Source organism: Streptomyces sp. NPDC016459, from assembly GCF_040632845.1.
GTDB lineage: Bacteria > Actinomycetota > Actinomycetes > Streptomycetales > Streptomycetaceae > Streptomyces.
The window spans coordinates 1,008,542-1,034,743 of sequence record NZ_JBEYCR010000001.1; the positions used below are offsets into that span (position 1 = coordinate 1,008,542).

24 protein-coding genes and 1 tRNA gene are annotated in these 26,202 nt (G+C 72.5%); 15 read left to right on the forward strand and 10 right to left on the reverse strand.

Features of this window, described 5'->3' with window-relative positions:
• Positions 1–7: 7 nt before the first annotated feature.
• Both ABZ567_RS04570 and ABZ567_RS04575 read left to right on the forward strand, forming a co-directional pair.
• Positions 8–787, forward strand: coding sequence for a helix-turn-helix transcriptional regulator (locus tag ABZ567_RS04570; RefSeq protein ID WP_360785045.1), 780 nt, complete (start codon positions 8–10; stop codon positions 785–787).
• Entirely contained in the window at positions 784–993 is a 210-nt protein-coding gene (locus ABZ567_RS04575) for a DUF397 domain-containing protein (RefSeq protein ID WP_360784673.1), read from the forward strand. Before ABZ567_RS04570 ends, ABZ567_RS04575 begins: the two co-directional genes overlap by 4 nt.
• A 58-nt stretch (positions 994–1,051) precedes the next feature.
• Here ABZ567_RS04575 and ABZ567_RS04580 read toward each other — a convergent pair whose 3' ends face one another.
• A complete protein-coding gene (locus ABZ567_RS04580; protein ID WP_360784676.1) occupies positions 1,052–2,692 on the reverse strand; it encodes a beta-N-acetylhexosaminidase in 1,641 nt (546 codons plus the stop codon).
• 196 nt (positions 2,693–2,888) lie between these two features.
• On the opposite strand from ABZ567_RS04580, the gene ABZ567_RS04585 reads away from it, so the two are divergent.
• Together ABZ567_RS04585 and glmS are read left to right on the forward strand one after the other, a co-directional pair.
• Complete coding sequence (locus ABZ567_RS04585; protein WP_360784679.1) at positions 2,889–3,164, forward strand: hypothetical protein; 276 nt, start codon at positions 2,889–2,891, stop codon at positions 3,162–3,164.
• A 36-nt stretch (positions 3,165–3,200) separates the two neighbouring features.
• On the forward strand, positions 3,201–5,018 hold the full coding sequence (gene glmS / locus ABZ567_RS04590; protein ID WP_360784682.1) for a glutamine--fructose-6-phosphate transaminase (isomerizing): 1,818 nt from the start codon (positions 3,201–3,203) through the stop codon (positions 5,016–5,018).
• Positions 5,019–5,184: 166 nt separating this feature from the next.
• On the opposite strand, the gene ABZ567_RS04595 is transcribed toward glmS, so the two are convergent.
• Both ABZ567_RS04595 and ABZ567_RS04600 read right to left on the reverse strand, forming a co-directional pair.
• A complete protein-coding gene (locus tag ABZ567_RS04595) occupies positions 5,185–5,751 on the reverse strand; it encodes a GPR1/FUN34/YaaH family transporter (protein WP_360784685.1) in 567 nt (188 codons plus the stop codon).
• Between the two features lie 211 nt (positions 5,752–5,962).
• On the reverse strand, positions 5,963–6,484 hold the full coding sequence (locus tag ABZ567_RS04600) for a universal stress protein (protein ID WP_073807719.1): 522 nt from the start codon (positions 6,482–6,484) through the stop codon (positions 5,963–5,965).
• A gap of 510 nt (positions 6,485–6,994) precedes the next feature.
• Between ABZ567_RS04600 and ABZ567_RS04605 the strand changes: the two genes are divergently transcribed.
• The 4 genes from ABZ567_RS04605 (at position 6,995) to ABZ567_RS04620 (ending at position 9,830) form a co-directional block, all read left to right on the forward strand.
• Complete coding sequence (locus tag ABZ567_RS04605; protein ID WP_360785046.1) at positions 6,995–7,282, forward strand: hypothetical protein; 288 nt, start codon at positions 6,995–6,997, stop codon at positions 7,280–7,282.
• A gap of 442 nt (positions 7,283–7,724) precedes the next feature.
• A complete protein-coding gene (locus ABZ567_RS04610) occupies positions 7,725–8,894 on the forward strand; it encodes a helix-turn-helix domain-containing protein (protein ID WP_360784688.1) in 1,170 nt (389 codons plus the stop codon).
• A 131-nt stretch (positions 8,895–9,025) separates the two neighbouring features.
• Complete coding sequence (orn, locus tag ABZ567_RS04615) at positions 9,026–9,628, forward strand: oligoribonuclease (protein WP_360784689.1); 603 nt, start codon at positions 9,026–9,028, stop codon at positions 9,626–9,628.
• Positions 9,629–9,757: 129 nt separating this feature from the next.
• Positions 9,758–9,830 (forward strand) — tRNA-His (locus ABZ567_RS04620).
• 47 nt (positions 9,831–9,877) lie between these two features.
• Here ABZ567_RS04620 and ABZ567_RS04625 read toward each other — a convergent pair.
• Positions 9,878–12,517, reverse strand: a complete 2,640-nt coding sequence (locus ABZ567_RS04625; RefSeq protein WP_360784690.1) for a cellulose binding domain-containing protein — start codon at positions 12,515–12,517, stop codon at positions 9,878–9,880.
• Positions 12,518–12,684: 167 nt separating this feature from the next.
• Here ABZ567_RS04625 and ABZ567_RS04630 point away from each other — a divergent pair, with 167 nt between their 5' ends.
• The 5 genes from ABZ567_RS04630 (at position 12,685) to ABZ567_RS04650 (ending at position 17,927) form a co-directional block, all read left to right on the forward strand.
• A complete protein-coding gene (locus ABZ567_RS04630) occupies positions 12,685–14,154 on the forward strand; it encodes an ABC transporter substrate-binding protein (RefSeq protein ID WP_360784692.1) in 1,470 nt (489 codons plus the stop codon).
• Positions 14,155–14,160: 6 nt separating this feature from the next.
• Complete coding sequence (locus ABZ567_RS04635) at positions 14,161–15,165, forward strand: sugar ABC transporter permease (RefSeq protein WP_360784693.1); 1,005 nt, start codon at positions 14,161–14,163, stop codon at positions 15,163–15,165.
• A complete protein-coding gene (locus ABZ567_RS04640) occupies positions 15,165–15,989 on the forward strand; it encodes a carbohydrate ABC transporter permease (protein WP_360784695.1) in 825 nt (274 codons plus the stop codon). Before ABZ567_RS04635 ends, ABZ567_RS04640 begins: the two co-directional genes overlap by 1 nt.
• A gap of 76 nt (positions 15,990–16,065) precedes the next feature.
• Positions 16,066–16,206, forward strand: coding sequence for a hypothetical protein (locus ABZ567_RS04645; RefSeq protein WP_360785065.1), 141 nt, complete (start codon positions 16,066–16,068; stop codon positions 16,204–16,206).
• A 71-nt stretch (positions 16,207–16,277) separates the two neighbouring features.
• The gene (locus tag ABZ567_RS04650; RefSeq protein WP_360784697.1) at positions 16,278–17,927 is read left to right on the forward strand and encodes a bifunctional aspartate transaminase/aspartate 4-decarboxylase; all 1,650 of its coding nucleotides are present in this window, start codon (positions 16,278–16,280) and stop codon (positions 17,925–17,927) included.
• 84 nt (positions 17,928–18,011) lie between these two features.
• Here ABZ567_RS04650 and ABZ567_RS04655 read toward each other — a convergent pair whose 3' ends face one another.
• The 3 genes from ABZ567_RS04655 to ABZ567_RS04665 all read right to left on the reverse strand — a co-directional run bounded on the left by ABZ567_RS04655 (position 18,012) and on the right by ABZ567_RS04665 (position 21,860).
• Entirely contained in the window at positions 18,012–19,529 is a 1,518-nt protein-coding gene (locus tag ABZ567_RS04655; RefSeq protein ID WP_360784699.1) for a cellulose binding domain-containing protein, read from the reverse strand.
• 193 nt (positions 19,530–19,722) lie between these two features.
• Positions 19,723–21,132, reverse strand: a complete 1,410-nt coding sequence (locus tag ABZ567_RS04660; RefSeq protein WP_360784701.1) for a HAMP domain-containing sensor histidine kinase — start codon at positions 21,130–21,132, stop codon at positions 19,723–19,725.
• Positions 21,129–21,860 carry a response regulator transcription factor gene (locus tag ABZ567_RS04665; protein WP_360784703.1) on the reverse strand — a complete coding sequence of 244 codons (732 nt, stop codon included), beginning with the start codon at positions 21,858–21,860 and terminating at the stop codon, positions 21,129–21,131. Before ABZ567_RS04665 ends, ABZ567_RS04660 begins: the two co-directional genes overlap by 4 nt.
• A gap of 79 nt (positions 21,861–21,939) precedes the next feature.
• On the opposite strand from ABZ567_RS04665, the gene ABZ567_RS04670 reads away from it, so the two are divergent.
• Positions 21,940–22,518: a hypothetical protein gene (locus ABZ567_RS04670; protein WP_360784705.1), complete on the forward strand. Its 579-nt coding sequence runs from the start codon at positions 21,940–21,942 to the stop codon at positions 22,516–22,518.
• A gap of 24 nt (positions 22,519–22,542) precedes the next feature.
• Here ABZ567_RS04670 and ABZ567_RS04675 read toward each other — a convergent pair whose 3' ends face one another.
• Positions 22,543–23,418 carry a fused MFS/spermidine synthase gene (locus tag ABZ567_RS04675; RefSeq protein ID WP_360784707.1) on the reverse strand — a complete coding sequence of 292 codons (876 nt, stop codon included), beginning with the start codon at positions 23,416–23,418 and terminating at the stop codon, positions 22,543–22,545.
• 45 nt (positions 23,419–23,463) lie between these two features.
• The gene (locus ABZ567_RS04680) at positions 23,464–23,907 is read right to left on the reverse strand and encodes a hypothetical protein (protein ID WP_360784709.1); all 444 of its coding nucleotides are present in this window, start codon (positions 23,905–23,907) and stop codon (positions 23,464–23,466) included.
• Positions 23,908–24,136: 229 nt separating this feature from the next.
• Between ABZ567_RS04680 and ABZ567_RS04685 the strand changes: the two genes are divergently transcribed.
• On the forward strand, positions 24,137–25,423 hold the full coding sequence (locus tag ABZ567_RS04685) for a tetratricopeptide repeat protein (RefSeq protein ID WP_360784710.1): 1,287 nt from the start codon (positions 24,137–24,139) through the stop codon (positions 25,421–25,423).
• A 119-nt stretch (positions 25,424–25,542) separates the two neighbouring features.
• Here ABZ567_RS04685 and ABZ567_RS04690 read toward each other — a convergent pair whose 3' ends face one another.
• Positions 25,543–26,163 (reverse strand): histidine phosphatase family protein, encoded by a 621-nt coding sequence (locus ABZ567_RS04690; RefSeq protein WP_360784712.1) that lies wholly within the window; start codon positions 26,161–26,163, stop codon positions 25,543–25,545.
• Positions 26,164–26,202 lie beyond the last annotated feature (39 nt).

Sequence of the window (26,202 nt, forward strand, 5' to 3'; positions counted from 1 at the left end):
AAATCATCTGCGCAGGTTGCGTGAGGAGCGGGGCTGGACCCAGGAGGACCTGGCCGGCCCCATGGGCTGCACCAGCCAGCACATCTCCGCCGTGGAAACGTGTCGCAAACCGCCGACCCTGCCTTTCTCGCGTAAGGCCGACCAGCTCTTCGGCCTCGCCGGGACCAGCGAGTCGCTCGAACGCGAGTGGCGGGACATGCGGCACGGCGTACTGCTGGAGGGCTTCCCGGAGTACGTCGGTTACGAGGGTCGGGCGGTGGAGATCCGGTTGTTCGAGATCGGGATCATCCCGGGTCTGCTCCAGACCCCCGAGTACGCCCGAGTGCTGGCGAACAGCGCCGTGAAGCGAGGAGCCATCACCCCCGACCAGGCCGACGAGCGTGTCGCGTTCCTGGCTTCGCGCCAGGCAGCGCTCGAACGGGAGCATCCGCCCATGATCTTCCTGGTGATGGACGAGAGCTGCATTCGGCGTCCGGTCGGGGGCCCGAAGGTGATGAACGCCCAACTGGAACGGCTCGTCGAGTACGCGGACCGCCCGACCACCTTGCTGCAGATCGCCCCGTATGCCATAGGAGAGCGCCGCACGTTCAACCTGCCGGTCAACCTTCTCACCCTCGCCGACCGGGCCGTGGTGTGCTACGCCGAGTCGCAGACGCAGGGGCACTTCGACCGGGAAATGACGTCTGTGGTCCCCATGTTGACGGCCTACCATCAGCTTCAGGCCGCATCGCTCTCCCAGGCGGAATCCGTGGCCGTGATCCAAGAAGCGCGAAAGGGCACCTCGTGACGACCGAAAACCCCCGCTGGTTCAAGTCCTCCTACAGCGACAACGGCGGCAACTGCGTCGAGGTCGCCACCAACCTGATCGCTTCCCACGGCATCGTCCCCGTCCGGGACTCCACGCGTCCCACCGGCCCCGTCCTCGACGTCACCACCACCGCGTTCACCGCGTTCGTGGCGGGTGTCAGGAACAGCGGGCTCGGCTCCGTCTGAGCGCCGAAGACGCCCGGCCGGGGTTTGCCGGGCCGGGCGTCTCACGTCTCCGTACGGGCTACCGCTTCGCCGGCCAAGGCACCTGCGGTGACCGGTAGAAGTCGATGCCCAGCGCCTCGAAGCGCGGCGCCTGTTCCGCGAGTCGGGTCTTGTACGTGTTCCAGTCGTGGGTCTCCGCCGGGGACCAGCCGAGTTCGGCCACGCCCGGGAGGCGGGGGAAGGCCATGACGTCGAGGTCGGCGGTGGTGGACAGGGTCTCCGTCCAGAGCGGGGCCTCGACGCCGCGGACGGCGCTCTCCGGCGCGCCCGGCAGGTAGGTGGCCGGGTTCCAGTCGTACGACTGGCGTACCTCGACGTGTCCGGCCCAGGCGAGGCCGAGCGGGGTGTCCTTGGTGTACTTCATGTCGAGGTAGGTGCGGTCGGCGGGCGAGAGGATCAGGCCGGTGCCGTTGCGCGCGGCGGCGGCGACCCGTTCCTTCTCGGCGGCGGGGGTGCGGTCGAGACCCCAGTACTGGACGAGGGCCCCTTCGGCGGGCGTGGTGCTCGTCAGCTGGTGCCAGCCGACGACCTTCTTGCCGTACTGCGCGACGACGGGCTGTACCCGGTCCATGAAGGCCACGTAGTCGGCGTGGGGCGTGGAGTGGGCCTCGTCACCCCCGATGTGGAGGTAGCGGCCGGGAGTGAGGGCCGCGATCTCCCGGATGACGTCGTTGACGAAGTCGTACGTGATCTCCTTGGGCACGCACAGGGAGCTGAGGCCGACCTTGATGCCGGTGTAGAGGGGCGGCGCGATGTTGTCGCAGTTGAGTTCGGCGTAGGAGGCGAGGGCCGCGAAGGTGTGGCCCGGCATGTCGATCTCGGGGATCACCTCCTGGTAGCGGGAGGCGGCGTACTGGACGATCTCCCGGTACTGCTCCTTGGTGTAGAAGCCGCCGGGACCGCCGCCGACCTCGGTGGAGCCGCCGTGGCCGGTGAGCCGGGGCCAGGAGTCGACGGTGATGCGCCAGCCCTGGTCGTCGGTGAGGTGGAGGTGGAGGGTGTTGATCTTGTAGAGGGCGAGCTGGTCGATGTACCGCTTCACCTCGTCGACGGTGAAGAAGTGGCGGGAGACGTCGAGCATGGCGCCCCGGTAGGCGTAGCGCGGGGTGTCGGTGATGGTGCCGCCCGCGATCTTCCAGGGGCCCGGCTGTACGGAGTCCCGCTCGACGGCGGCGGGCAGCTGCTGGCGCAGGGTCTGGACACCGCGGAAGAGTCCGGCGGGCTCGCGGGCGGTGAGGGTGAGGCCGTCGGGTGCGGAGCGGAGCCGGTAGCCCTCCTCGCCGAGCGCGGTGTCGCCGGGGCTGAGCCGGAGCCGGATGCCGCCGGCGGCGGCGGCCTCGTCGACGACGGGCAGCGGGTAGCCGGTGGCGGGGCGGAGGAGGCCGGCGAGGTAGCGGCCGATGGCCTTGGTCTCGCGGGAGGTGCCGTCCACGCCGATGCGGGTGGTGGGGGTGAGGGCGTACGGCTCGCCGTCGGGGGTGACGGAGGCGGGTACGGGCACGATGCGGCCGAGGGGGCGCACCTCGGGTTCGGCGGCGGCTCCCTTTCCGTCGTCGGTCCCGGTGTCGGCGGCGGATTCGCCGCAGGCGACTCCGGCGGCCGCGACCAGGAGCAGGGATCCGATGAGGCGGTGAATGCGGCGGCTCTGTCTCACAGGCATGGTCCCCTTCGGGTGATCAACACATCCGTCGTCCTGTCATTACGTATATCCGGCGACACCCTCCGTGTGCGGCACCGACAGCACCGCGCGTCAAGGTCTGGACCAAGACGCCGGTTTTCGCGTCGATCATGACCCTCCTGCCCGATATCGGGCAGGATTCTTGCGAAAGGCGGCCCGCACCCATCAATATGCACGGGTGCTCGAACGCCGCCCGTCGCACGACGACCTCGTCGACCATCTGGTCCGCAGCACCGCGCTCCAGCGCGGTGAGGCCGCCCGGGTGGTGCTCGACGTGCTGGCGTACTTCGACGAGACGGCCGAGGAGTTCGTCCGCCGCCGCCATCGCGAACTGCAGTCCGGCGGCGCGGTGAACACCGAGATCTTCGAACGGATCGCGGCGGAGCTGCCGCACCGGGCGGTGGCGCCACCGGAGCTCTCGCTCCGGCAACTGCGCCGCATCGTCTACGGCTGAGAAGCACCATCCCAAACCTGGAGGGGTTTTACCTTTATGTGCGGAATTGTCGGTTACATCGGAAAGCGCGACGTCGCCCCCCTGCTGCTCGAAGGCCTGGCGCGCCTGGAGTACCGGGGTTACGACTCCGCCGGCATGGTCGTCACCAGCCCGAAGGCCTCCGGCCTGAAGATGGTCAAGGCCAAGGGCCGGGTCCGTGACCTGGAGGCCCGCGTCCCCAAGCGCTTCACCGGCACCACCGGCATCGCCCACACCCGCTGGGCCACCCACGGCGCACCCAGCGACGTCAACTCGCACCCGCACCTGGACCCCGAGAACAAGGTCGCCGTCGTCCACAACGGCATCGTCGACAACGCCCAGGAGCTCCGCGCCAAGCTGGAGGCCGACGGCGTCGTCTTCGCCTCCGAGACGGACACCGAGGTCATCACCCACCTCATCGCCCGCTCCCAGGCCGTGACCCTGGAGGAGAAGGTCCGCGAGGCGCTCAAGGTCATCGAGGGCACCTACGGCATCGCCGTGATGCACGCCGACTTCAACGACCGCATCGTGGTGGCCCGCAACGGCTCCCCGGTCATCCTCGGCATCGGCGAGAAGGAGATGCTCGTCGCCTCCGACGTCGCCGCCCTGATCGCCCACACCCGCCAGGTCGTCACCCTCGACGACGGCGAGATGGCCACCCTCAAGGCCGACGACTTCCGCACCTACACGATCTCCGGCGCCACCACCACGCCCACCCCGGAGACCGTCGAGTGGGAGGCCGCCTCCTTCGACATGGGCGGCCACGACACCTTCATGCACAAGGAGATCAGCGAGCAGCCCGACGCGGTCGACCGCGTGCTGCGCGGCCGGATCGACGACCGCTTCTCCACCGTGCACCTCGGCGGCCTGAACCTGGACCCGCGTGAGGCCCGCACCATCCGCCGGATCAAGATCCTCGGCTGCGGCACCTCGTACCACGCCGGCCTCATCGGCGCCGGGCTCATCGAGTCCATGGCCCGCATCCCCGCCGACGCCGAGCCGGCCTCGGAGTTCCGCTACCGCAACCCGGTCGTGGACCCCGACACCCTCTACATCGCCGTCTCCCAGTCCGGCGAGACCTACGACGTGCTCGCCGCCGTGCAGGAGCTCAAGCGCAAGGGCGCCCGCGTCCTCGGCGTGGTCAACGTGGTCGGCTCCGCCATCGCCCGCGAGGCCGACGGCGGCATCTACGTCCACGCGGGCCCCGAGGTCTGCGTCGTCTCCACCAAGTGCTTCACCAACACGGTGACCGCCTTCGCGCTGCTCGCCCTGCACCTCGGCCGCATCCGCGACCTGTCCGTCACCGACGGCAAGCGGATCATCGAGGGCCTGCGCAAGCTGCCCGAGCAGATCAGCGAGATCCTCCGCACCGAGGACGAGATCAAGAAGATCGCCGAGGCGTACGCCGGCGCCCAGTCGATGATGTTCATCGGCCGTGTCCGGGGTTACCCGGTCGCCCTGGAGGCCTCCCTGAAGCTCAAGGAGATCTCCTACATCCACGCCGAGGCCTACCCGGCCTCCGAGCTGAAGCACGGCCCGCTCGCCCTCATCGAGCCGGCCCTGCCGACGGTCGCGATCGTCCCCGACGACGACCTGCTGGAGAAGAACCGCGCCGCCCTCGAGGAGATCAAGGCCCGCAGCGGCCGCATCCTCGCGGTCGCGCACCAGCCGCAGGCGAAGGCCGACCACACCATCATCGTGCCGAAGAACGAGGACGAGCTGGACCCGATCCTCATGGGCATCCCGCTCCAGCTCCTCGCCTACCACACGGCGCTCGCCATGGGCCGCGACATCGACAAGCCGCGCAACCTGGCCAAGTCCGTCACGGTCGAGTAGCAGCGCCCTCGGGGCCTGTCCCCCCGAGCCGCGCCGCCGGGCCTGTCCCCCGGCGGATCGACCGGACACGAGAACGGTCCCCCGCGCACACCCAGGTGCGCGGGGGACCGTTTTTTTGGGGCTCGGTTCGCCTCCGGTGCGCTCGTGGGCGCCGGCCTCGTCGACCTCAGCCCGTGGCCGGGGCGCTGGTGCCCGCCGTGCGGCGGAAGGCGGTCGGCCAGCCCGCCACCGCCGCCGTGGCCCCGTACCAGGCGACGAGGCCCGCGACGGCCGCGACCCAGCCGCCCGCCTTGCCGAGGCCCCCGTTGTCGACGAGCGCCCCGATGCCGAGCAGCAGGAGCGCGACGAACAGCAGCCCGTACACGCCCTGTCCGAACACCCCGCTGCCCGAGGCCGCCATCGTCAGCGTGAGCGCGAGGAGCGCCCACAGGAGCATGAAGACACCGACCGCGTCGGCCGAGGCGCCGCCGCCCGCCGCGGTGCCCCAGGTGAACCAGAAGGCGCCGAGCGCCGCGAACGCCGTGCCCTCGCCCTTGTCGCCCGCGCGCAGGGCGAGCATGCCGACGAGGAAGAGCGCCACCCCGCCGACCCAGGTGGCGAGGCCCGCGGCATCCGCTGCCGCGACGTTGTCGATGACACCCGTACCGCCGAGGCCGAAGGCCAGGAGGGTCAGTCCGAGTGCGAGGTGGCCGAGGGTGGAGGTGCTGTTTCCCGCGGCGACGTCGTTGTCCACGGCGGGCTCCCTTCAGGAGTGCAGTCGTGCTGCGTGAGCTGCTGTGATCCGGTGACCCTTATCTACCCTTCACAAGTACACAATTCACCTGAGCGAGGCCGAATTTATGGCCGGATGACGGCAGTTGAGGGAGGGAGCCCGGGGAGCGGGGCCCTGCGGGCGCCCCTGAGAGGCCCTCTTGAGGTCCCTACGAGATCCCCCCGCGAGGTCCCTACGGGATGACGATCACGGGACGCTGGGCGCGCCGCGCGAGACGTCCGGCCACCGAGCCGAAGATCCGTCCGACGATCCCGTGCGTGGAACCGACCACGATCGCGTCGGCCGAGTACTCGCGGCCGACCTCCTCCAGCTCGTGGCAGATGTCCCCGCCGCGCTCGACGAGGATCCAGGGCACCTCGGAGAGGTGCTCGGCGCAGGCGAGCTCGAGACCGAGGACCTCGGTGCGGTGGTCGGGCACGTCGACGAAGACGGGGGGCTCGCAGCCGGCCCACACCGTGGTGGGCAGCCGGTTGGCCACGTGCACGATGATCAGGCCCGAGCCTGAGCGCCGGGCCATCCCGATGGCGTACGCCAGGGCGCGCTCACTGGACGTGGAGCCGTCGAAGCCGACGACGACCCCGTGCCGGAAGGCCGGGTCGCAGGCATGACGTGGCTGTTCTACCGCCAGGGGGTCGACCGTGGAGTCGGCGACGCGCTTGCGGTCCGCGGGTTCGGAGAATTCGTGACCGGCCATCGATGTCTCGGCGAAGAGGGTCCTCGTGGGAAGGGACGGGGAAGGGGGGGTGCGGAACAAGGGTGGCGGCGGAGCTGAGTGTCCGGGAATCATCTTCCCAAGCCCATACCCCCAAGGGTACGGCGCCACTCCTCTCCTGCCCAGAGCCCACCGTGCCGCTCCCGGCGTGCCCGCCGCTCGCGCACGGCGTTCCAGGGAGCATGCACGAGCGGCTCGGGATCTGGCAATGCCGGTTGTGTCCTACAGGCGTCCGTACGGGGGCCAAACGGACGTCGCGCAGAGTGACCGGAACGTTCCGTTCCTCGTTGCCCACAGGTCCAGCCCACCGTCGCAGGGAGACCTTCCGTGCCCGCACCGTCGACCGCCGCCGGCCAGACCTCCGCCCCGCCCGCCTCCGTGCTCGCCCCGCCCCGTGGCCACCGGAGGGCCCTCGCCTCCTCCCCACCCGCCGACCCGGGACGGGCGGCGGGGGCGGCGCCGGGGGCGGGCGCGGCGGACCCGGCCGGTGACGTGGTCCGCTGGGCGGTCTTCTGCTGCGCCCTGGTCCCGGTGGTCCTCGTCGCCTACGGCACCTCGGTCGGCGGCGCCGCCGGCACCGCGCTCGGTCTGGTCTCGGTGACGGCGGCCTGCCGGATCCTGCTGCGCCGCGCGGAGCGCGGGCTCCGCGAGGAGAGCGGGTTGCGTGAGGAGAGTGGGGTACGTGAGGAGCGCGGACGCGGCAGGCGGCACGATGAGGCACCGTCGGGCGGGGACGGGCGGAGCTGGGGAGCGTCCCGCCGGTCGGGCCGGACCAGCTAGGACAAATCCGGCCGGGATCGGCGTTCCGCGGCACCCCCGGAACTGCCCGCCGCTCTTCGAGTTGACAGGTTCGTACACGCGCGCCCGTACGTTTTCAGCCAAGTTCCATCTGTCGGCGCGTCCTTGGCGGAACGATTGTCCAACCCCGGCGCCGACACCCGCATATGCCCCGCTCCAGGGGCCCGCACCCCCCGCGTACGGGGCGTTCGCCGCACCGCCCCTCCCCCGGGCGCCCGCCGGACGGCAGACTTCGCGATCGATCGCTTCGCGCCAAGTGGCCTTGTCGACAATCCACCGGATGGAGAACTTGTCACGCCGACGCTACGGGACGCAGTAGATTCGATCATGGGTACCGAAGACTGGGGTCTCGTGCAAAACCGAGGGGAAACGTGCAGGAGCGACACGACCAGGGAGACGCGAACACCGAGGGGGGCTTAGCGTCATGAGCCAGGACTCCATTGCGCCGGAGACCGCACGGAAACTTACCGGGCGCCGCCGTCGCGAAGTCGTCGCGGTGCTGCTGTTCAGCGGCGGCCCCATCTTCGAGAGCTCCATCCCGCTCTCCGTGTTCGGCATCGACCGGCAGGACGCCGGAGTGCCACGCTACCGGCTGCTGGTCTGTGCGGGCGAGGACGGCCCGCTGCGGACCACCGGTGGACTCGAACTGACGGCGCCGTACGGCCTCGAGGCCATCAGCCGTGCGGGCACCGTCGTCGTCCCGGCCTGGCGGTCGATCACCTCGCCGCCGCCGCCGGAGGCGCTCGAGGCGCTGCGCCGTGCCCACGAGGAGGGCGCGAGGATCGTCGGTCTCTGCACCGGCGCCTTCGTCCTCGCCGCGGCCGGCCTGCTCGACGGACGACCGGCGACGACGCACTGGATGTACGCGCCGACGCTCGCCAAGCGCTACCCGTCGGTCCATGTGGACCCCCGGGAGCTCTTCGTCGACGACGGGGACGTGCTGACCTCCGCCGGGACCGCGGCCGGAATCGATCTGTGTCTGCACATCGTGCGGACCGACCACGGCACGGAGGCCGCGGGCGCCCTGGCGCGCCGGCTGGTCGTCCCGCCGCGGCGCAGCGGCGGCCAGGAGCGCTACCTCGACAGGTCTTTACCAGAGGAGATCGGTGCCGACCCGCTGGCCGAGGTCGTCGCCTGGGCCCTTGAGCACCTCCACGAGCAGTTCGACGTGGAGACCCTGGCGGCCCGTGCGTACATGTCACGGCGGACCTTCGACCGCCGGTTCCGCTCGCTGACCGGTTCGGCCCCCCTCCAGTGGCTGATCACCCAGCGGGTGCTCCAGGCGCAGCGACTCCTGGAGACCTCCGACTACTCGGTCGACGAGGTGGCCGGCCGGTGCGGCTTCCGTTCGCCGGTGGCGCTGCGGGGCCACTTCCGACGGCAGCTCGGCTCCTCGCCGGCCGCCTACCGGGCGGCGTACCGCGCGCGGCGGCCGCAGGGCGAGAGCGGTACGGCGATGCTCGACGCGGTCGTGCCGGTCCAGGTCTCGGCGGGAATCCGGCGTCCGGTGCCCCCGCTGGAGCCGGGCAAGCCGCAGTCCGACGCCTTCGCGGCCGGGCGGGCTTCGCTGCCGGGCCAGCGCAGCGCGCCGTAACTCAGCGACCCGCGCGGCCACGAGCGGCGCACCGCAGGACCGAAGGGCGCCCGGGGACACCTCCCCCGGGCGCCCTTCGGCCTGCTCGGCGCGACGCCCCGGGTGGCGGGAGACCCCCTAAGGTAGGACGCATGAACGATCGCATGGTGTGGATCGACTGCGAGATGACCGGGCTCTCGTTGACGGATGACGCACTCATCGAGGTGGCCGCGCTGGTCACCGACTCGGAACTGAACGTGCTCGGCGACGGGGTGGACATCGTGATCCGCCCGCCGGACGCGGCCCTGGAGACCATGCCGGAGATCGTGCGCCAGATGCACACGGCCTCGGGGCTGCTCGACGCGCTGCCCGGCGGCACCACGCTGGCCGACGCCGAGGCCCAGGTCCTCGCGTACATCCGCGAGCACGTCAAGGAGCCCGGCAAGGCGCCCCTGTGCGGGAACTCGGTCTCCACGGACCGCGGCTTCCTCGCCCGGGACATGCCCGCCCTGGAGAGCCACCTGCACTACCGGATCGTCGATGTCTCCTCGGTCAAGGAGCTGGCCCGCCGCTGGTACCCGAGGGCGTACTTCAACAGTCCGGACAAGAACGGCAACCACCGGGCGCTCGCCGACATCCGTGAGTCCATCGCGGAACTGCGCTACTACCGGGAGGCGGTCTTCGTCCCGCAGCCCGGCCCCGACTCGGAGACCGCGAAGCAGATCGCGGCCCGTCACGTCGTACCGGCCGAATGACCCCTTCCGTGTAGGGCCGCTCGCGCCCTCGCCACCCCCTCGGGAAAACGCGGGCGCGAGCACCCTCCAGGACCCTGTAGACTTCTTCTCGGCCGGTCGGGGAAACCTTCGGGGACACCGCCGGACATGGTGGGTATAGCTCAGCTGGCAGAGCACCTGGTTGTGGTCCAGGATGTCGCGGGTTCAAGTCCCGTTACTCACCCTGAAGGCTCAGGCCCCGGTTCCCAGGAACCGGGGCCTGAGTCGTTCTCACGTTCCCGACGCGCAGACGAGGGGCGTCGGCGGCGGGTTGGTGCCCGTCCAGGTGCCGTTGAAGCCGAAGGCGGCCGAGCCGCCCGGTGGGACCGTCGCGTTGTACGGGAGGTGGGTGGCCGTCACCTCCGCGCCCGTCTGGGTCAGCGCCGTGTTCCAGGCCTGGGTGACGCGCTGGCCCGCGGGCTGCGTCCAGCGGACGGTCCAGCCGGCCAGCGGAGCCGTACCCGTGTTGCGGACGGTGACCTGGGCCGTGAAGCCGCCCTGCCACTGGCTGGTCACCTGGTACGCGGCCGCGCAGGCGCCCGTCGGGGTTCCCGGGTCGGTGCCGCCGCCACCGCCGCCGGTCTCGGCCGTGTCGCCGTAGAGGATGCCGCGGCCGTTGGTGGAGACGTACACCCGGCCGTAGACCCGGGGGTCGCCGGTGATCGCCGCGCCCGTCCAGCCCCACTGGTGGGCGTCGTCGTTGATCCTCACCCAGCTCGCGCCCGCGTCGGTGGAGCGGAAGATGCCGCGTACGCCGCCGATCTTCGCGCTCGTGTAGAGGGTGGGGTACGCGGCTCCGGGCGCGGCCTTGCCGAAGCCGATCGTGTCGGCCTGCTCGACCCCGGCGACCCGGGTGAAGGTGGCGCCGCCGTCGGTGGAGTGCCAGAGGCCGTACGTGGCGTCGGGGGCGCCGCCGGCGAGCCAGATGTCGCCCTTCCGGCCGGGGACGGCCTTGAAGCGGACGTTGCCCTTGGCGGGGAGGCCGACGGCCTTGGCGGTGAAGGTCAGGCCGCCGTCCGTACTGGCGTGGAAGGTGCCGGCCGAGAAGCCGTAGAAGGTGCGCGGGTCGACCCGGTCGGACTCGACGGTCGCGCCGGCCGGGATGCCGGTCGACGCCGTCCACGCGCCGCCGGTGCCGGTGTGGACAGCGGCGCCGTCGGGGCTCCAGACGAAGCGGGTGCCGTCCGCCGACGCGGCGACCGTGCCCCCGCCGGTGACGCCCGGGGGTTCCTGGCCGGGGCGCCAGGTGGCGCCGTTGTCGGAGGAGAAGGCGACGCGCGGGCCGCCTTCGAGGTGCCCGGCGCGCACGACGGTGTCGGGCGTGGTCTCGGCGAAGTCGACGCTGGTGGTGGAGGTGAAGTTGGGGCCGGTGAACATCATCGACGGGACCTTGGTGAGGTCCGTGTGCCGGAAGCCGCCGATGTCTCCGAGGGCGCTGATCAGCGGGGCCCCCAAGGGTGGCGAGGCCAGGTCGAGGACCGCGGTCTCCTCCAGGCCCTGGACCATGGGCCTGATCGTGAACTTCGTCCCCGCGTCCCACCGGGTCAGCTCGGTGGTGCCGTAGATCGTGGCGCCGGTGCCGTACATCATGCGGTTCGAGTCGAACGGGTCGATCTCCAGGGCCTCGGTCATCCAGCCGAGCTTCGGGGTCTGCTCGGGCGGGGCGGGGCTGGCGCCCCAGGTCAGCCAGGGCGCGGAGGAGACGTCCATGGTGTAGCGGTCGGCGCGGTTCGGGTACGCCGTGTAGTCCCAGGCCCTGGTCCAGTGGGCGCCGCTGTCGGTGGAGCGGAAGATCTGGGTGTCGGGGTACCAGGAGCTGTAGCCGGAGACCATGACCGTGCCGGGGTTCCGCCGGTCGACGGTGAGGCCGCTGAAGCCGTAGTAGGTGTCGGCCTCGGCGACGGGGCTGATGTCCGTCCAGGCGCCGGTGGCCGTGGCGTACCGCCAGACCTGGCCCTTGGCGCCGTCGTACGGGCCGGCGGTGTCGCTGTACGCGAGGTAGAGGTAGCCGTTCTCCGCGTCGAGCACGCCCTTGTGGGCGAGGTACCCGGTGGGCTGCCCGGGCAGGCGGGTCCAGGTGGCGCCCGCGTCGGTGGAGCGGTAGACGGCGTTCTGCTTGTCGCCGACACCGACGTAGATCGTGCTCGTCGCGCTGCCGGGGCTGCCGGTGGACTCGTCGAAGGTGATCCAGACGATGCCCTGTTCGTCGGAGTTGTAGCCGCTGGTGTCGGTCGGGTCCTGCTGGTGGTTGCCGGGGTTGGTGAAGGAGGTCACCTTCGCCCAGGTGACGCCGGAGTCGGTGGAGCGCCAGAGGCCGTTGCCGCTGGGGGTGCCGAGGTAGAGGACGCTGTTCCGGTGCGGGTCGATCGCGAGGCGTTCGCCCATGCCGCGCCCCGGCATGTTGCCGCCGAGCTTGAAGGGGAGGTCGGCGCGCCGCCAGGTGGCGCCCCGGTCGGCGGAGCGCAGGACGGCGCCGTTGCCGGGGTCCCAGTCGTTGGTGTAGGTGCCGACGGCGGCGTACACGCGGTCGGGGTCGACGGCGTCGGTGGCGAGCCCGACGACTCCGGTGTGGCCCCAGTCGTCCCAGCCGACGTGGTCGAGGAGCGGGGTCCAGGTGGAGGCGGCCTGGTTCCAGCGGTAGGCGCCGCCGATGTCGGTGCGGGCGTAGACGAGGTTCCGCTCGCTGCGGTTGAAGACGATGCCGGGGACGAAGCCGCCACCGTCGATCCGGACGTTCTTCCAGGTGTACGAAGGGGCTGCCGCGGCGGGGGCCGGTGCGGGCTCGGCGGGCGCGGCGGTGGCCGGTACCGCCCCCGCGAGGAGGCCGACGGTCAGGGCGAGCCCCGCCAGGAGGTGTCGCGTTCTGCGCATGGGGGTCCTGTCGACGATGAGGTGGGAGCGCTCCCACTATTGGACGGCTGTCAGAACACGGTCAAGGTCCGGGCGTCGTCGAAGACGTTCGACGACGCTCGGCCGGACGGGTGGTGCGGACGGTGGGCTCCCCACCCCCGGAAGTCCCGCGCACTACGGTCGGGACCATGTGGTGGAGGAGGACGCGGCCCGGCGCCGCCGGACACGGACGCCTCGTACGCGGCCCCCGCACCCCCTCCGCCGCCGGACGCGGACGCCTCGTACGCGGCCGGGTCCCCGCCCGCGGAGGCCTCGTACGCGGCCGGGTCCCCGCCGCCGCCCCCGGACGCCACCCCGCCCTCGTCCTCGCCCTCCTCCTGAGTGTCGCGCTCTGCGCCGGGTGCGCCACCGACCCGCCGGAACCGTCCCCCGTGCCCGACCGCGAGCGCATCGACGGCGCCGGGCGGCCGATCACCCTCACCGTCGGCGTCTTCGGGGAGTTCGGCTACCAGGAGGCCGGGCTGTACGACACGTACATGCGGCTCCGTCCGGACGTCGCGATCCGGCAGACCTCACTCGCCCGCAACGACGTCTACTACCCGCAGCTGCTCACCCACCTCACCGCCGGCTCCGGCCTCGCCGACGTCCAGGCCGTCGAGGTCGGCAACATCGCCGAGGTCGTCGACACCCAGGCCGGACGGCTCGACGACCTCGGCTCCGCACCCGGCGTCGACGAGCACGCCTTCCTGCCGTGGAAGTGGGCGCAGGCCACCACGCCCGACGGCCGCACCCTCGGGCTCGGCACGGACATCGGCCCGCTGGCCCTCTGCTACCGCAAGGACCACTTCGCCGCGGCCGGCCTGCCCACCGACCGGGAGACCGTCGGACGCCTGTGGGCCGGGGACTGGCGGAAGTACGAGGAGGTCGGGCGGCGCTTCGCCGAACGGGCTCCCGAGGGCGTGGCGTTCACCGACTCCGCCTCCGGGGTGCTCGCCGCCGTCGTCTCCGGCGTGCCGCTGCGCTACTACGACGCCCGCGGCGAGCTGGTGGTGGCGACCAACCCGCACGTACGGGCCGCCTGGGACCTCGCCGCCGACTTCGCCCGGCAGGGTCTCACCGCCCGGCTCCAGCAGTTCACGCCCGACTGGGACCAGGCGTTCGCGCGCGGGGACTTCGCCACGATCGCCTGCCCGGCCTGGATGCTCGCCTACATCCAGGACAAGTCCGGGCCGGCCGCGCGCGGGCGGTGGGACGTGACGGTGGCGCCCCGGCCCGGCAACTGGGGCGGCTCCTTCCTCGTCGTCCCGTCCGCCGGACGGCAGCGGGCCGAGGCCGCCCGGCTCGCGGCCTGGCTGACCGCGCCCGAGCAGCAGGCCCGGCTGTTCGCCCGGCGCGGCGGCTTCCCGAGCGCCTCCGCCGCGTACCGGCTGCCGGAGGTGGCGGACGCGCGGCACCCCTACTTCGGCGACGCGCCGACCGGCCCGCTCTACGCGGCGGCGGCCCGGGGCGTGCCGCTGGCCCCGGTCGGCCCGAAGGACGGGCTGGTCAACCAGATCCTCTCCGACACCGGGATGCTCCAGGTCGACCAGACCGGACGCCCGCCCGAGTCGGCCTGGCGGGCGGCGATGCGGGCGATCGACAACGCGCTGGACCGGTGAGCACCCGTGACCGAGACGAGACACCCCGTGGATCCGTTCCCGCCGCCCGCCGGTTCGCCCGTCGCGCCCGCCGTCGCGCCCCCGAGGACGGAACCGGGTCCGGGGCGGGGGCGTCTCGGGCCGCTGCGGTCGCGCTCCGCGCCGTACGTGCTCGTGGCCCCCTTCTTCCTGCTCTTCGGGGCGTTCGGTCTGTTCCCGCTGGTCGCGACCGCCTGGGCGTCGCTGTTCCGGGTGGAGCTGACCGCGCCGGAGGCCCGGGAGTGGGTGGGTCTTCAGAACTACGCCCGGCTGCTGCACGACGAGTTCTTCTGGAACGCCCTGTTCAACACCGTCGCCATCGGTGTCCTCGCCACCGTCCCCCAACTGCTGCTCGCCCTCGGCGTGGCGCACCTGCTGGACGTGCGGCTGCGCGGGCGGCTGGCCCTCCGGGTCGTGGCGCTCGCCCCGTACGCGACGTCGGTGGCCGCGGCGACGCTCGTCTTCGCGCTGCTCTTCGGCCGGGACCAGGGGATGGTCAACTGGGCGCTGGGGCTGGTGGGGATCGCTCCGGTGGACTGGCAGAACGGCCCGTGGGCGTCGAAGGTCGCCGTCTCGTCGATCGTGATCTGGCGCTGGACCGGCTACAACGCGCTGATCTACCTGGCGGCGATGCAGACCGTCCCGCGCGAGCTGTACGAGGCGGCGGCACTCGACGGGGCCTCGCGGTGGCGGCAGTTCCTGCACGTGACGCTGCCGGGGCTGCGGCCCGCGCTGCTCTTCACGGTGCTCGTGTCGACGATCGGCGCGACCCAGCTGTTCGGTGAGCCGCTGCTGTTCAACAGCGGGGCGGGCGCGTCCGGCGGGGCGGACCACCAGTACCAGACGCTGGGGCTCTATCTGTACGAGCAGGGGTGGGTGAACCTGCACCTCGGGCGGGCGGCGGCCATCGCCTGGGCGATGCTGCTGATCCTGGTGGTGGTGTTCGGAGCGGCCCGGCTGCTGCGTCCGGTGCTGCGCGGGAGGGGCGTCTGATGCGGACGGTGCGGGCGGGCTGGGGCACGTACACGCTCCTCGGTCTCTTCACGGTGGTCTCCCTCTTCCCGTTGCTGTGGACGGCGGTGGCGGCCTCGCGGACGAGTACGCGGCTGGCGTCGGCGCCGCCCCCGTTCCGGTTCGGGCAGAACCTGCCGCGGAACCTGGGGATCGCCTGGTCCGAGGGCGGGCTCGGCGTGGCGCTCGCCAACACCACCGTGGTCGCGGGCGCGGTCGCGGCGGGCACGGTCCTCTTCTCGACGCTCGCCGGGTTCGCCTTCGCCCGGCTGCGCTTCCGGTTCCGGGGCGCGCTGCTGCTGCTCGTGGGGACGACGATGCTGATCCCGCCGCAGCTGGGGGTCGTCCCGCTCTATCTGTTGATCGCGCGGCTGCGCTGGACGGACGAGCTCCAGGCGGTGGTCCTGCCCTCGCTCGTCTCGGCCTTCGGGGTGTTCTTCATGCGTCAGCACCTTCTGCGGGCGCTGCCGGCCGAGCTCGTGGAGGCGGCGCGGGTGGACGGGGCGGGGACGCTGCGGGTGGTGTGGCATCTGGTGTTCCCGGCGGCGCGTCCGGCGATGGCGGTGCTCGGGATGCTGTCCTTCGTGGCGGCGTGGAACGACTTCTTCTGGCCGGTGCTGGTGCTGACGCAGACCGGGAACCCGACGGTGCAGGTGGCGCTGACGGGCCTGGGGCGGGGGCACGTGCCGGACACCTCGGTGGTGATGGCGGGGGCGCTGCTCGGGACGCTGCCGCTGCTCGTGGTGCTCGCGCTGTTCGGGCGGCACATCGTGGGCGGGGTGATGCGGGGCGCGGTGAAGGGCTGAGCCCTTCACCCCCTGCTAGCGTCCCTTTATGTCCATTATCTTTACCTTTAGGCCGATTTGGGCGCGGTGAAAGTGGATGGGAGTCCTGCGTGACCATCCCGAACTCGCCCTCTTCCTCTGCCTCTCCGCCGGCTACCTCCTCGGCAAGCTCCGGGTCGGCCCCATCACGCTCGGCGGCATCTGCGGCACCCTCATCGTCGGCGTCCTCGGGGCGTAGAGAGGACCCAGGACCCCGCCGGGGGCGCCGTGTTCGTCGTCCTCCCCCACTGACGGAAATGAGAGTCCCCCGTGCCCGAGACCACTTTCACCCGTGAGCAGATCCAGGCCTTCGCGCAGCTCTCGCCGTTCGAGCTGAAGGACAAGTTCATCCAGATCGCACAGGCGGCGCAGGCCGACGAGTCCGGTCAGAAGGACAAGTCGCAGTCCCAGATGCTCAACGCGGGCCGCGGCAATCCGAACTGGGTCGCCACCGGCCCCCGCGAGGCCTTCTTCGCGCTCGGCTACTTCGCGCTCTCGGAGTCCCGCCGGGTCTGGACCGCCGACAACCTCGGCGGCATGCCCGAGCGCCCCGGCTCCGGCGCCCGCTTCGACACCTTCGCACGGCAGCACCCGGACCTCCCCGGGATCGACCTGCTCCAGCGGTGCGTGGAGTACGGGGTCGCGCGGTTCGGCTTCGACAAGGACGCCTTCCTGCACGAGCTGACCGACAGCACGATCGGCGACAACTACCCCGTACCGGACCGGATCCTGACCCACACCGAGCAGGTCGTCCGCGGCTACCTCGCCGACGAGATGTTCGACGGGCGGCCGCCGGCCGGGACCCTGTCGCTCTTCGCGACCGAGGGCGGCACGGCCGCCATGTGCTACATCTTCGACTCCCTGATGAAGAACGGGATCCTGCGGAAGGGCGACCGGATCGCCCTGATGGTGCCGGTCTTCACCCCGTACATCGAGATCCCCGAGCTCGACACGTACGACTTCGACGTCGTCACCGTCCAGGCGAGCCTCTTCGCGGAGACCGGTGTGCGCGAGTGGCGCTATCCGGCCGAGGAGGTCGAGAAGCTGGCCGACCCGTCGGTCAGGCTGGTCTGCGTCGTCAACCCGTCCAACCCGCCGTCGCTGGCGCTCAGCAAGCGGGTGACGGACCAGATCAAGGACATCGTCGCCGGTCCGAACCCGAACCTGCTGATCGTCACGGACGACGTGTACGGCACCTTCGTCGAGGGGTTCCGCTCGCTCGCCGCCGACCTGCCGCGCAACACGCTCCTGGTGTACTCGTACTCCAAGCACTACGGCTGCACGGGCCACCGGCTCGGTGTCATCGGCCTCCACGACGACAACGTCGTCGACGAGATGATCGCGAACCTGCCGGCTGCCGAGAAGGACCGCCTGGGCAAGCGGTACGGGACGCTGAGCCTCCAACCGGAGAAGATCCGGTTCATCGACCGGCTGGTGGCCGACTCCCGGCAGGTCGCCCTCAACCACACGGCGGGGCTCTCGCTCCCCCAGCAGGTCATGATGACGCTGTTCTCCCTCTTCGACCTGCTGGACGAGGGCCAGGCGTACAAGGAGAGGATCCGGGGGATCGTGCGCCGGCGCCTCGGCCTGCTCCTCGAAGGTGCCCGGATGAAGATCGCCCACGACCCGGAGCGGGCCGGGTACTACGTCGAGCTCGACCTCCTCGCCGAGGGGGAGCGGGTGCACGGGAGGGACTTCGCGGACTTCCTGGAGAAGAACTACGAGCCGGTCGACCCGCTGTTCCGGCTCGCCGAGCAGACCGGTGTGGTCCTCCTGAACGGCGGCGGCTTCGACGGCCCCGAGTGGTCCGTGCGGGTGTCCCTCGCCAACCTGGACGACCTGGACTACCTGAAGATCGGCCACCATCTGCGGGCGATCTTCAACGACTACGCGGAGGAGTGGAAGGCCGCACGGGCCTGAGCGGTACGGGAGAAGGGGTGCGCGCCCCGGCCGGCGGTGGGGTGGTTCCGGCCGGGGCGCGCGGTGTGGGGGGCCTGGGGCGGCCTACTTGTAGGCGGCGAAGGCCTTCGTGAAGGCCAGCGGCTGCTGGAGGATCGAGGAGCAGGTGGCGTCGGCGTGGTTCACCGCGCCGGCCGCGCACTGCTTGTCACGGGTCGAGGACCACATCGACAGCCATCCGATGCCCTTGGACTTCGCGAAGTCGACGAGCTGGGTGGCGTCGTCGACCGTGAAGATCTCGGTGACGACGTCGTTGACGCCGATCATCGGGGTGACGGCGACGGCCTTCCAGGCGGCCGCGTCGGAGAGCCCGAGGACGCCCTTGACCTGGGCCTGGGTCGCGGTCGCGGCCTGGACGGCGTACGTGCCCATGTCGGCGCTGTACGCCGGGCCGTAGTCCATCGCCATGATGTTGACGGCGTCGACGCGGACGCCGTTCCGCTTCGCGTCGGCGAGCAGGTCGACGCCCGGCTGGGTCAGGCCCTCGGGCATGACGGGCAGGGTGAAGGAGACGTTCAGGCCCGGGTGGGACTTCTGGAGCTGCGCGATGGCCTGCGAGCGGCGGGTGTTGGCGGCGGTGTCCGGCAGGGCCGCGCCCTCGACGTCGAAGTCGACCTTGGTCAGCTTGTAGTGGTCGATGACCTTGCCGTACGCGGCGGCCAGCGCCGAGGACGAGGAGCAGTTCAGGGCCAGCTCGTGGCCGGCGGCGCCACCGAAGGAGACCCGGACGTCACCGCCCTTGGCGCGCAGGGCGCCGATCTGGGCCGCGACCCTGTCGTTCGCCAGGTCGGTGACCCCGCCCCACAGCGGGGCGCAGGAGCCGCCGGAGGTGATGAACGCGAGGTTGAACTCCTTCACGCCGGTGGCGTCGGCGGTGGCGAGCAGGTCGTACGCCGGGTAGAGGGAGGTGTCGACGTAGGGGGCGTACTTCGCGGCCGTGACGGGGGCGCCGGTGGCGGTCGCGGTGGGCGTCGGGCTGGGGGGCGGCGCCGTCGTCGTGGTGGCGGTGGGCTTCGGGCTCGCGGTGGCGGTGGCGGTGGCGGTCGGCTTCGGGCTCGTGGTGGCCGAGGGGGACGCCGTGGCGGTGGGCGGGTCGGTGGGGCGGCCGCTGGGGGTGGGGGCGGTGCCGCCGGCGGAGCAGGCCGTCTTGTCGATGAGGCAGTTCGCGGGGTCACCGGCCTCTCCGGCGGCGGAGGTGACGAAGCCGACGGTGACGGAGGCGCCGGGCGCCAGCTGCCTGTTCCAGCTCGCGGGCTTCACGGTGACGTGCCGTCCGGAGACGGTGTGCTCGCCGTTCCAGAGGGACCCGATGGTCGTCCCGGCCGGGAGGTCGAACTCCAGGGTCCAGTCGGACCGGACGGTGGACGTCTCGTTGGTGACGACGTACTGGCCGGTGTAGCCGCCGGTCCAGGCGCTGGTACGGGTGTAGGCGGCGCCGACGGCGGCGGCCTGGGCCGTACCGGTGAGCGCGACGGCCGCGCCGCCGACGACCGCCGCCGCGACGACCGCGCCGACGATCTTGCTCCTGGTGCTCGCCCTGCGCCGGTGCGAACTGGTGCCCATCGCGTGCCTGCCTCTGCGTGCTGGGGGGTGGGGAGGGGGTGCGGCAGCACGCTAGCGACTGGAAAGCGGACAAAAGGGTGTCGGGGGGCGGGGGCGGGGATTCTTAGGACCCGCTTAAGGAAGGCATCGGAACCAGGAAAGGTTCACCCCGCACGGCTCACTCGGCGAGGGCCCGGCAGGTCCCCCGCACGGCTCAGGCGTCGGCGGCCCTGCGGGTGCCCGTGGCACCGCGGCGGCGGCGGGGCGGGCGGCGGTCCCGGCGTCCGGCCGTGCCGCCCGGGCGGCGCCCGTCGAGCCCGATCCAGACGCGGACCTCCGTACCGCCGAGGACCGAGTGTCCGATGCGGACGTCGCCGCCGGTGGCCTCCGCCATCCGCCGCACGATGTCGAGTCCGAGACCCGTGGAGCCGTCCCGCCCGCCGCTGTTGCCCCGGGCCAGGGCGGCGGCCGGGTCGGCGATGCCGGGGCCCGCGTCGGAGACCAGGACGATGACGGCGTCGTCGCCGTTGTGGAGGTCGATCGAGAAGGCGGTGCCCTCGGGGGTGTGCCGGAAGACGTTGCCGAGCAGGGCGTCGAGCGCGGCGACCAGTTCGGGGCGGGCGACCGGGATGCGCACCGGACGCTCGACGCCCGCGACCCGTACCCGGCGGTCCTCGTCCTCGGCGAGCGCCGACCAGAACTCCATCCGCTCGCGCACCACCTCTGCGGCGTCGCAGCCGGATCCGGGCCCGGTCGCCTGGGTCTGCGGCTTCGCGTCGCGGGCCGTACGGATGATGATGTCGACCTCGCGCTCCAGCTGCTCGACGGCCGCGCGGGTCTGCTCGGCGGCCGGTCCCGAGCCGAGCGAGGCCGCGTTGAGCCGGAGCACCGTGAGCGGGGTGCGGAGCCGGTGGGAGAGGTCGGCGGCGAGTTCCCGCTCGTTGGCGAGGAGTTGCACGACCTGGTCGGCCATGGAGTTGAACGCGACCGCGGCCGACTTGAGTTCGGGCGGCCCCTCCTCGGGGACGCGGGCGCCGAGCCTGCCCTCGCCGAGGTCGTGGGCGGCGCCGGCGAGCCGCTGAGCGGGCCGGACCATCCGGACGCCGAGCCGGTCGGCGACGGCGACGGAGCCGACGATCAGGGCGATGCCGACGCCGGCGAGGACCAGCCAGGCGGTGGCGACCCCGTTGGACACCTCGCCCTCGGGCACGAACAGTTCGACGACGGCGACCTCGCCGCTGCTGAGGGCGGTGGGCTGGAGCAGCGCGAAGCCGCCCGGGACCTCGGCGATGGAGGCCCGGCCGAGCCTGCGGGTGGTGGCGAGTTCCTCCTCACCGGCCCGCCGGGTGCCGATCTCCAGGGCCGTGGCGCCGGGTTCACCGGCGGGCACGTGGACGGCGAGGCGTCCGGCGGCACCGTCCTCGGTGGTGGCGACGGCCCGGTCGAGTTCGTCGCGGTCGGTGGTGATGGCGAGGACGGGCGCGAGCCCCGACGCCCGCCGTTCGGCGTTGGAGAACGCCCGGTCGCGGGCCATCTCCTTGACGACGAGCCCGAGGGGTACGGCGAAGGCGACGACGACCATGACGGTGACGGCCAGCGACACCTTGACGAGCGCCCATCTCACGGCTGCGGCTCCGACGGCCGCCCCGGCACCGGCTCCGCCTCGCGGGGCGGCTCCAGCTTCACGCCGACCCCGCGCAGGGTGTGCAGGTAGCGGGGCCGGGCGGCCGTCTCACCCAGTTTCCTGCGCAGCCAGGACAGATGGACGTCGATGGTCTGGTCGTCCCCGTAGGACTGCTGCCACACCTCGGCGAGCAGTTCCTTGCGCGGGACGACGACCCCGGGCCGCCCGGCGAGGAAGGCGAGCAGGTCGAACTCGCGCCGGGTCAGGTCCAGCGGGGTCCCGTCGAGCTCCGCCTGACGGCGCAGCGGGTCGACGGTCAGCCCGCCGACGCGGATCGCCCGGGACGGCGGCGCCTCGCCCGCCCCGGCCCGCGCCCGGCGCAGCACGGCGGCCATCCGGGCCGAGAGGTGGTCGACCGAGAAGGGCTTCACGAGGTAGTCGTCGGCGCCGGCGTGGAGGAGCCGTACGATCTCCGCCTCGTCGTCCCGGGCCGTCGCGATGATCACCGGTACGTCGGTGATCCCGCGCAGCATCTTGAGCGCCTCCGACCCGTCCAGGTCGGGCAGTCCGAGGTCCAGGACGACCACGTCGAAACGGAAATGGGCGACCTCGCGCAACGCCTCCAGAGCCGTGCCGACGCTCCGTACCGTGTGGGAGGCCTCGGTCAGCTGCCGGATGAGGGCGGAGCGCACGAACTGGTCGTCCTCGACCACGAGCACACTTGCCATGGGCCGCACCGTACGCCATTCGGGTGAGGCCGAGGGCAAGGACCACCCTCCGCCGGGGGTGCGGGCGGTGTGGTGCAGTATGGCCCCGATGCGAAGAGGACTCGTTCACGCCCTGGCCTGGTCGCTCGCCACCGGCGCGGCGGTCACGCTGTCCTGGTGGGGGGTGCACACGGTGCTGTCCGGCACGGTGTACGACCCTCCGCGCGCGCTGCCCCTTCCGGTCGGCGCCGACGAGCCGGTGTCGGACGGCAGCGGTCCGCTGACCTCATCGACCCGGTCGCCCACCACCACCGGGCCGTCCGCGCCCGCGACGGTGAAGCCCACGCCGAGCACCGGCCGCACGACCCCGGCCACGCCCACGGCGACCCCCTCCCGGACGGCGAGGCCCACGACCGAGGCGCCGGCGACCACCACCCCGCCCGACCCGCCCTCGAACGTGAAGAGCTACACGGTCGACGGCGGACGGGTCGCCTTCGACCTGGGCGCGACCTCGGCCGAGCTGGTCTCCGCGATTCCCGCCTCCGGCTGGCAGATGCAGGTGTGGAAGCAGCCGACCTGGATCCGGGTCACGTTCACCGCGGACGGCCGGGAGCTGTCCGTCTTCTGCGTCTGGCACGACACGGCGCCCCGCGTGGAGATCGCGGACCGCGCCACCTGAGGCCTCCGGACCGTCAGGCGACGCTCAGCGGAAGACGGACGGCGGCGGTACGGGTGAGGGCTTGGCGCTCGCGTCGGTGACCGGCGCCGCTCCCCCGGCGAAGTCGGCCAGGGCGCGCCCGTGTTCGACCCGGCCCGGGTGCGGGTCGGTGGCGACCCGCCGGGTCAGCTCGGCCACCGGCAGCTCGCGGTCCGAGGCGAGCAGCACCGCGTTGCCGAAGCGGCGTCCGCGCAGCACCGTCGGGTCGGCGGTCAGCGCCAGCTCGGGGAAGACGGCGGCGGCCGTGGCGATCTGGCCGCGCAGATGGGTCAGGGGTGGGCCGTCGGCCAGGTTCGCCGTGTAGAGGCCGCCGGGGCGCAGCACCCGCCGGACCTCGGTGAGGAACTCGGTGCTGGTCAGATGGGCGGGGGTGCGGGCCCCGCTGAACACGTCCGCGATGACGAGGTCGGCCCAGCCGTCCTGGATCCTGGCCAGTCCGGCGCGGGCGTCGGTGGAGCGGACCCGGACGCGGGCCCCGCCGTCGAGCGGCAGCTCCCGGCGGACGAACTGGACGAGGGGCCCGTCGACCTCCACGATCTGCTGAGTGGAGCGGGGCCGGGTGGCGGCGACGTAACGGGCGAGGGTGAAGGCGCCGCCGCCGAGGTGGACGACCTGGAGGGGCCGGTTCGGCGGTGCGGCGAGGTCCGCGACGTGGCCGAGGCGGCGCTGGTACTCGAAGGCGAGGTGGGCCGGGTCGTCGAGGTCCACGTGGGACTGGGGGGCGCCGTCGATGAGCAGCGTCCAGGCGCGGGGGCGTTCCCGGTCGGGTATGAGTTCGGCGAGCCCGCCGTCGACGGTCTCGGCGACGGAGGCGGCGGAGGCCGCCCGGTCGCGCTGCTTGTTCCTGGCCACGTGCCCCATTATCCGGGCAAACGGCCGGGGCCCCGCCCACGCGGGCCCGCCACCTCAGTGGCAGCCGTCGGCCGCTTCGATGAGACGGGCCGCCTCGCCGAGCGCCTTGCGCAGTACGGCGGGGTCGGTGACGGGGTCGGTGTCCCCCGGCGGCAGCAGCCAGCCGGTCGGGCGGGGCGCGTCGCCCGCCGGTTCGGGCAGCTCCGGCAGTTCGGGGAGTCGGAAGCCGCGCCCCGAGGTGCCCGTACAGGCGCTGCCCGGCATGTCCCAGGCGGCGGCGGTGCCCGGCGGTACCAGGAAGCCGAGGGTGTCGCAGGCGCCGTCGTGCACGACGGGGCCGACGGCGGGGGTGGCGCCGCGCCGGAGGATGTCCACGGCCTCGAGGCCCTGGCGGACGGGGACCGTCACCAGGTCCCAGGCTCCGGCGGCGAGCTTGGGCCCGTCGGCGTCCGGGGCGGGTGCGTTCCACGTGGCCGACTGCGAACCGATCTCCGACATGGGGACCCCTCCTCGCTCCTGAGGAGACACGTTCCGTCTCTCCCTTTACGGTTCAACGCCCGTGCGCGTCAACGGCTACGGCGCCATGCCGCCGCAAAGGATGGCAGTTCATGGCAGATCACAGGCGAGATATCCGATTTGTAGCCAAACTCTGCGTACGCGTCCGGTCACAGCAGGTACGTTCCTGTGCTGCCGGACCACCACCGGCAGCACAGGAGAGGGCTCGGCCATGGCGACGTCACGGGCAGTTCCCAATCTCGTCTTCCGCAGGCTCCGCGGACAGCAGTCGCCGGCGGAGTTCGCCGCGGCGGTCCGTCGGGCGGCGCGGGAGATCGGCGAACAGGTCGCGTGCGACGCCCGCTACATCGGGCGCGTGGAAGCGGGCGAGATCCGTTGCCCCAACTACGCGTACGAGCGGGTCTTCCTGCACATGTTCCCCGGTCTCGGCCTCGCCGACCTGGGGTTCTCCGCGCGGGAGACGGTGCGCGGCCGGCGGCAGGCCGTACCGGCCGGGACAGCGCCTCCCGCCGCCATCACCACCCGGAACGATGAGGAGAGCGACGTGCTGCGTCGCGCATTCATGATGAGCGGCTCCGCCACCCTGGCGGCCGCCTCGCTGGGACTCGGCGGTCCCGCCGCCGCGATCCCCACCCCCCGCGGCACCCATCGCGTCGGAGAGGCCGAGGTGCGGGCCGTCGAGGAGGCCGTACGGCGGATCCGTCTGCTGGACGACCGGCACGGCGCCGACGGGCTCTACAAGGTCGCCGCCCAGCCGCTCCGCGCGGCGTACGCGCTGCTCGACGCGGGCACCATGGCCCGCCGCTCCACCGAGGACCGGCTGCACGCGGGCGCGGGCGAGCTGTCCCTCTCCGTCGGCTGGCTGGCCCACGACTCCGGCCGGCACGAGGACGCGCGCTCGCACTACGCCGAGGCCCTCGCCACCGCGCGCGTGTCGGGGGACGCGGCCCTGGAGGCGCACGCCTTCTGCAACACGTCCTTCCTGGCCCGGGACACCGGCCGGTACCGCGAGGCGGTGCGGGCGGCCCAGGCCGGGCTCCGGGCCGCGCAGCCGCTGGACTCGGCCCGACTGCTGTCCCTGCTGTCGCTGCGGGAGGCGGGCGCGTGGGCGGGGCTCGGCGACCGGTCCGCCTGCGAGCAGGCGCTCGGCCGCGCCCACGGCTTCTTCGACCGGGGGCCGGCCGACGGCGACCCCGAGTGGATGTCGTTCTTCGGGGAGCCGGAGCGGGAGGCGCTTGAGGCCCAGTGCTGGTCGGCGCTCGGGGACTGGGGCCGGGCCGCCCGGCACGCCCACCGGGCCACGGTCCTGCAGAACCCGCACTTCGCCCGGAACCTGGCGCTCTACCGGGCCCATCTCGCGAAGGACCTGGCGCACGCCGGACGCCCGGACGAGGCGGCGGCCGAGGCGAAGCGGGTGGCGGACTCGCTCGACGGCATCGCCTCGGCGCGGATCCGCGGGATGCTCACCGAGACCCGCCGGGTCCTGGCCGCGTACTGAGGACGTGGCCGAGACCCGCCGGGTCCCGGTCGCGTACTGAAGGACGTGTCCCCAGGGCGCGCCCGGGAGCGCGTACTGGGCGCGCCCGGACGCCTCGCGCGCGTGGCCCCGCGCCGCGGCTAGCGCTCCAGGTGGCCGGTGTCGTTCCAGCGCTCCAGCGCCGGGGCGTCGTATGCCCAGCCGAGGACGGAGAGGCTCGTCGGGTCGAGACGGATGCGGGAGGCGAAGGAGACGTCCTCGCCGAGCCAGCGGGCGGCGATCGAGCGCAGGATGTGCCCGTGGGCGAAGACCAGCACGTCACGGTCGGCGGAGCGGGCCCAGTTCACGACCTCGTCGGCGCGGTCCGACAGCTGCGCCAGGGTCTCTCCCCCTCGCTCCGCCGAGGGGACCCCCACGGGGACGCCGTCGCGCCAGATGAACCAGCCGGGCTGGACCGCCCGGATCTCAAGCGGGGTCATCCCCTCGTACGCCCCGTAGTCCCACTCCATCAGCGCGTCCCAGGGCTCGGCCCGGTCGCCGAAGCCGGCCAGCTCGCAGGTCTCGCTCGCGCGGACCAGCGGGCTGGTGCGCACCTCCACGCCGGGCAGGCCCTGCCAGGGGCCGCGGTGCAGGCGCTCACCGAGCAGCTTCGCACCCCGCTTCCCCTCGTCGAGCAGCGGGATGTCGGTCCTGCCGGTGTGCCGGCCGAGAAGTGACCACTCGGTCTGGCCGTGCCGGGCGAGCAGGATGCGCGGTGCCATGGGAAGGACGCTCCAGGGGTTTCACGGTGCGGACGTGCC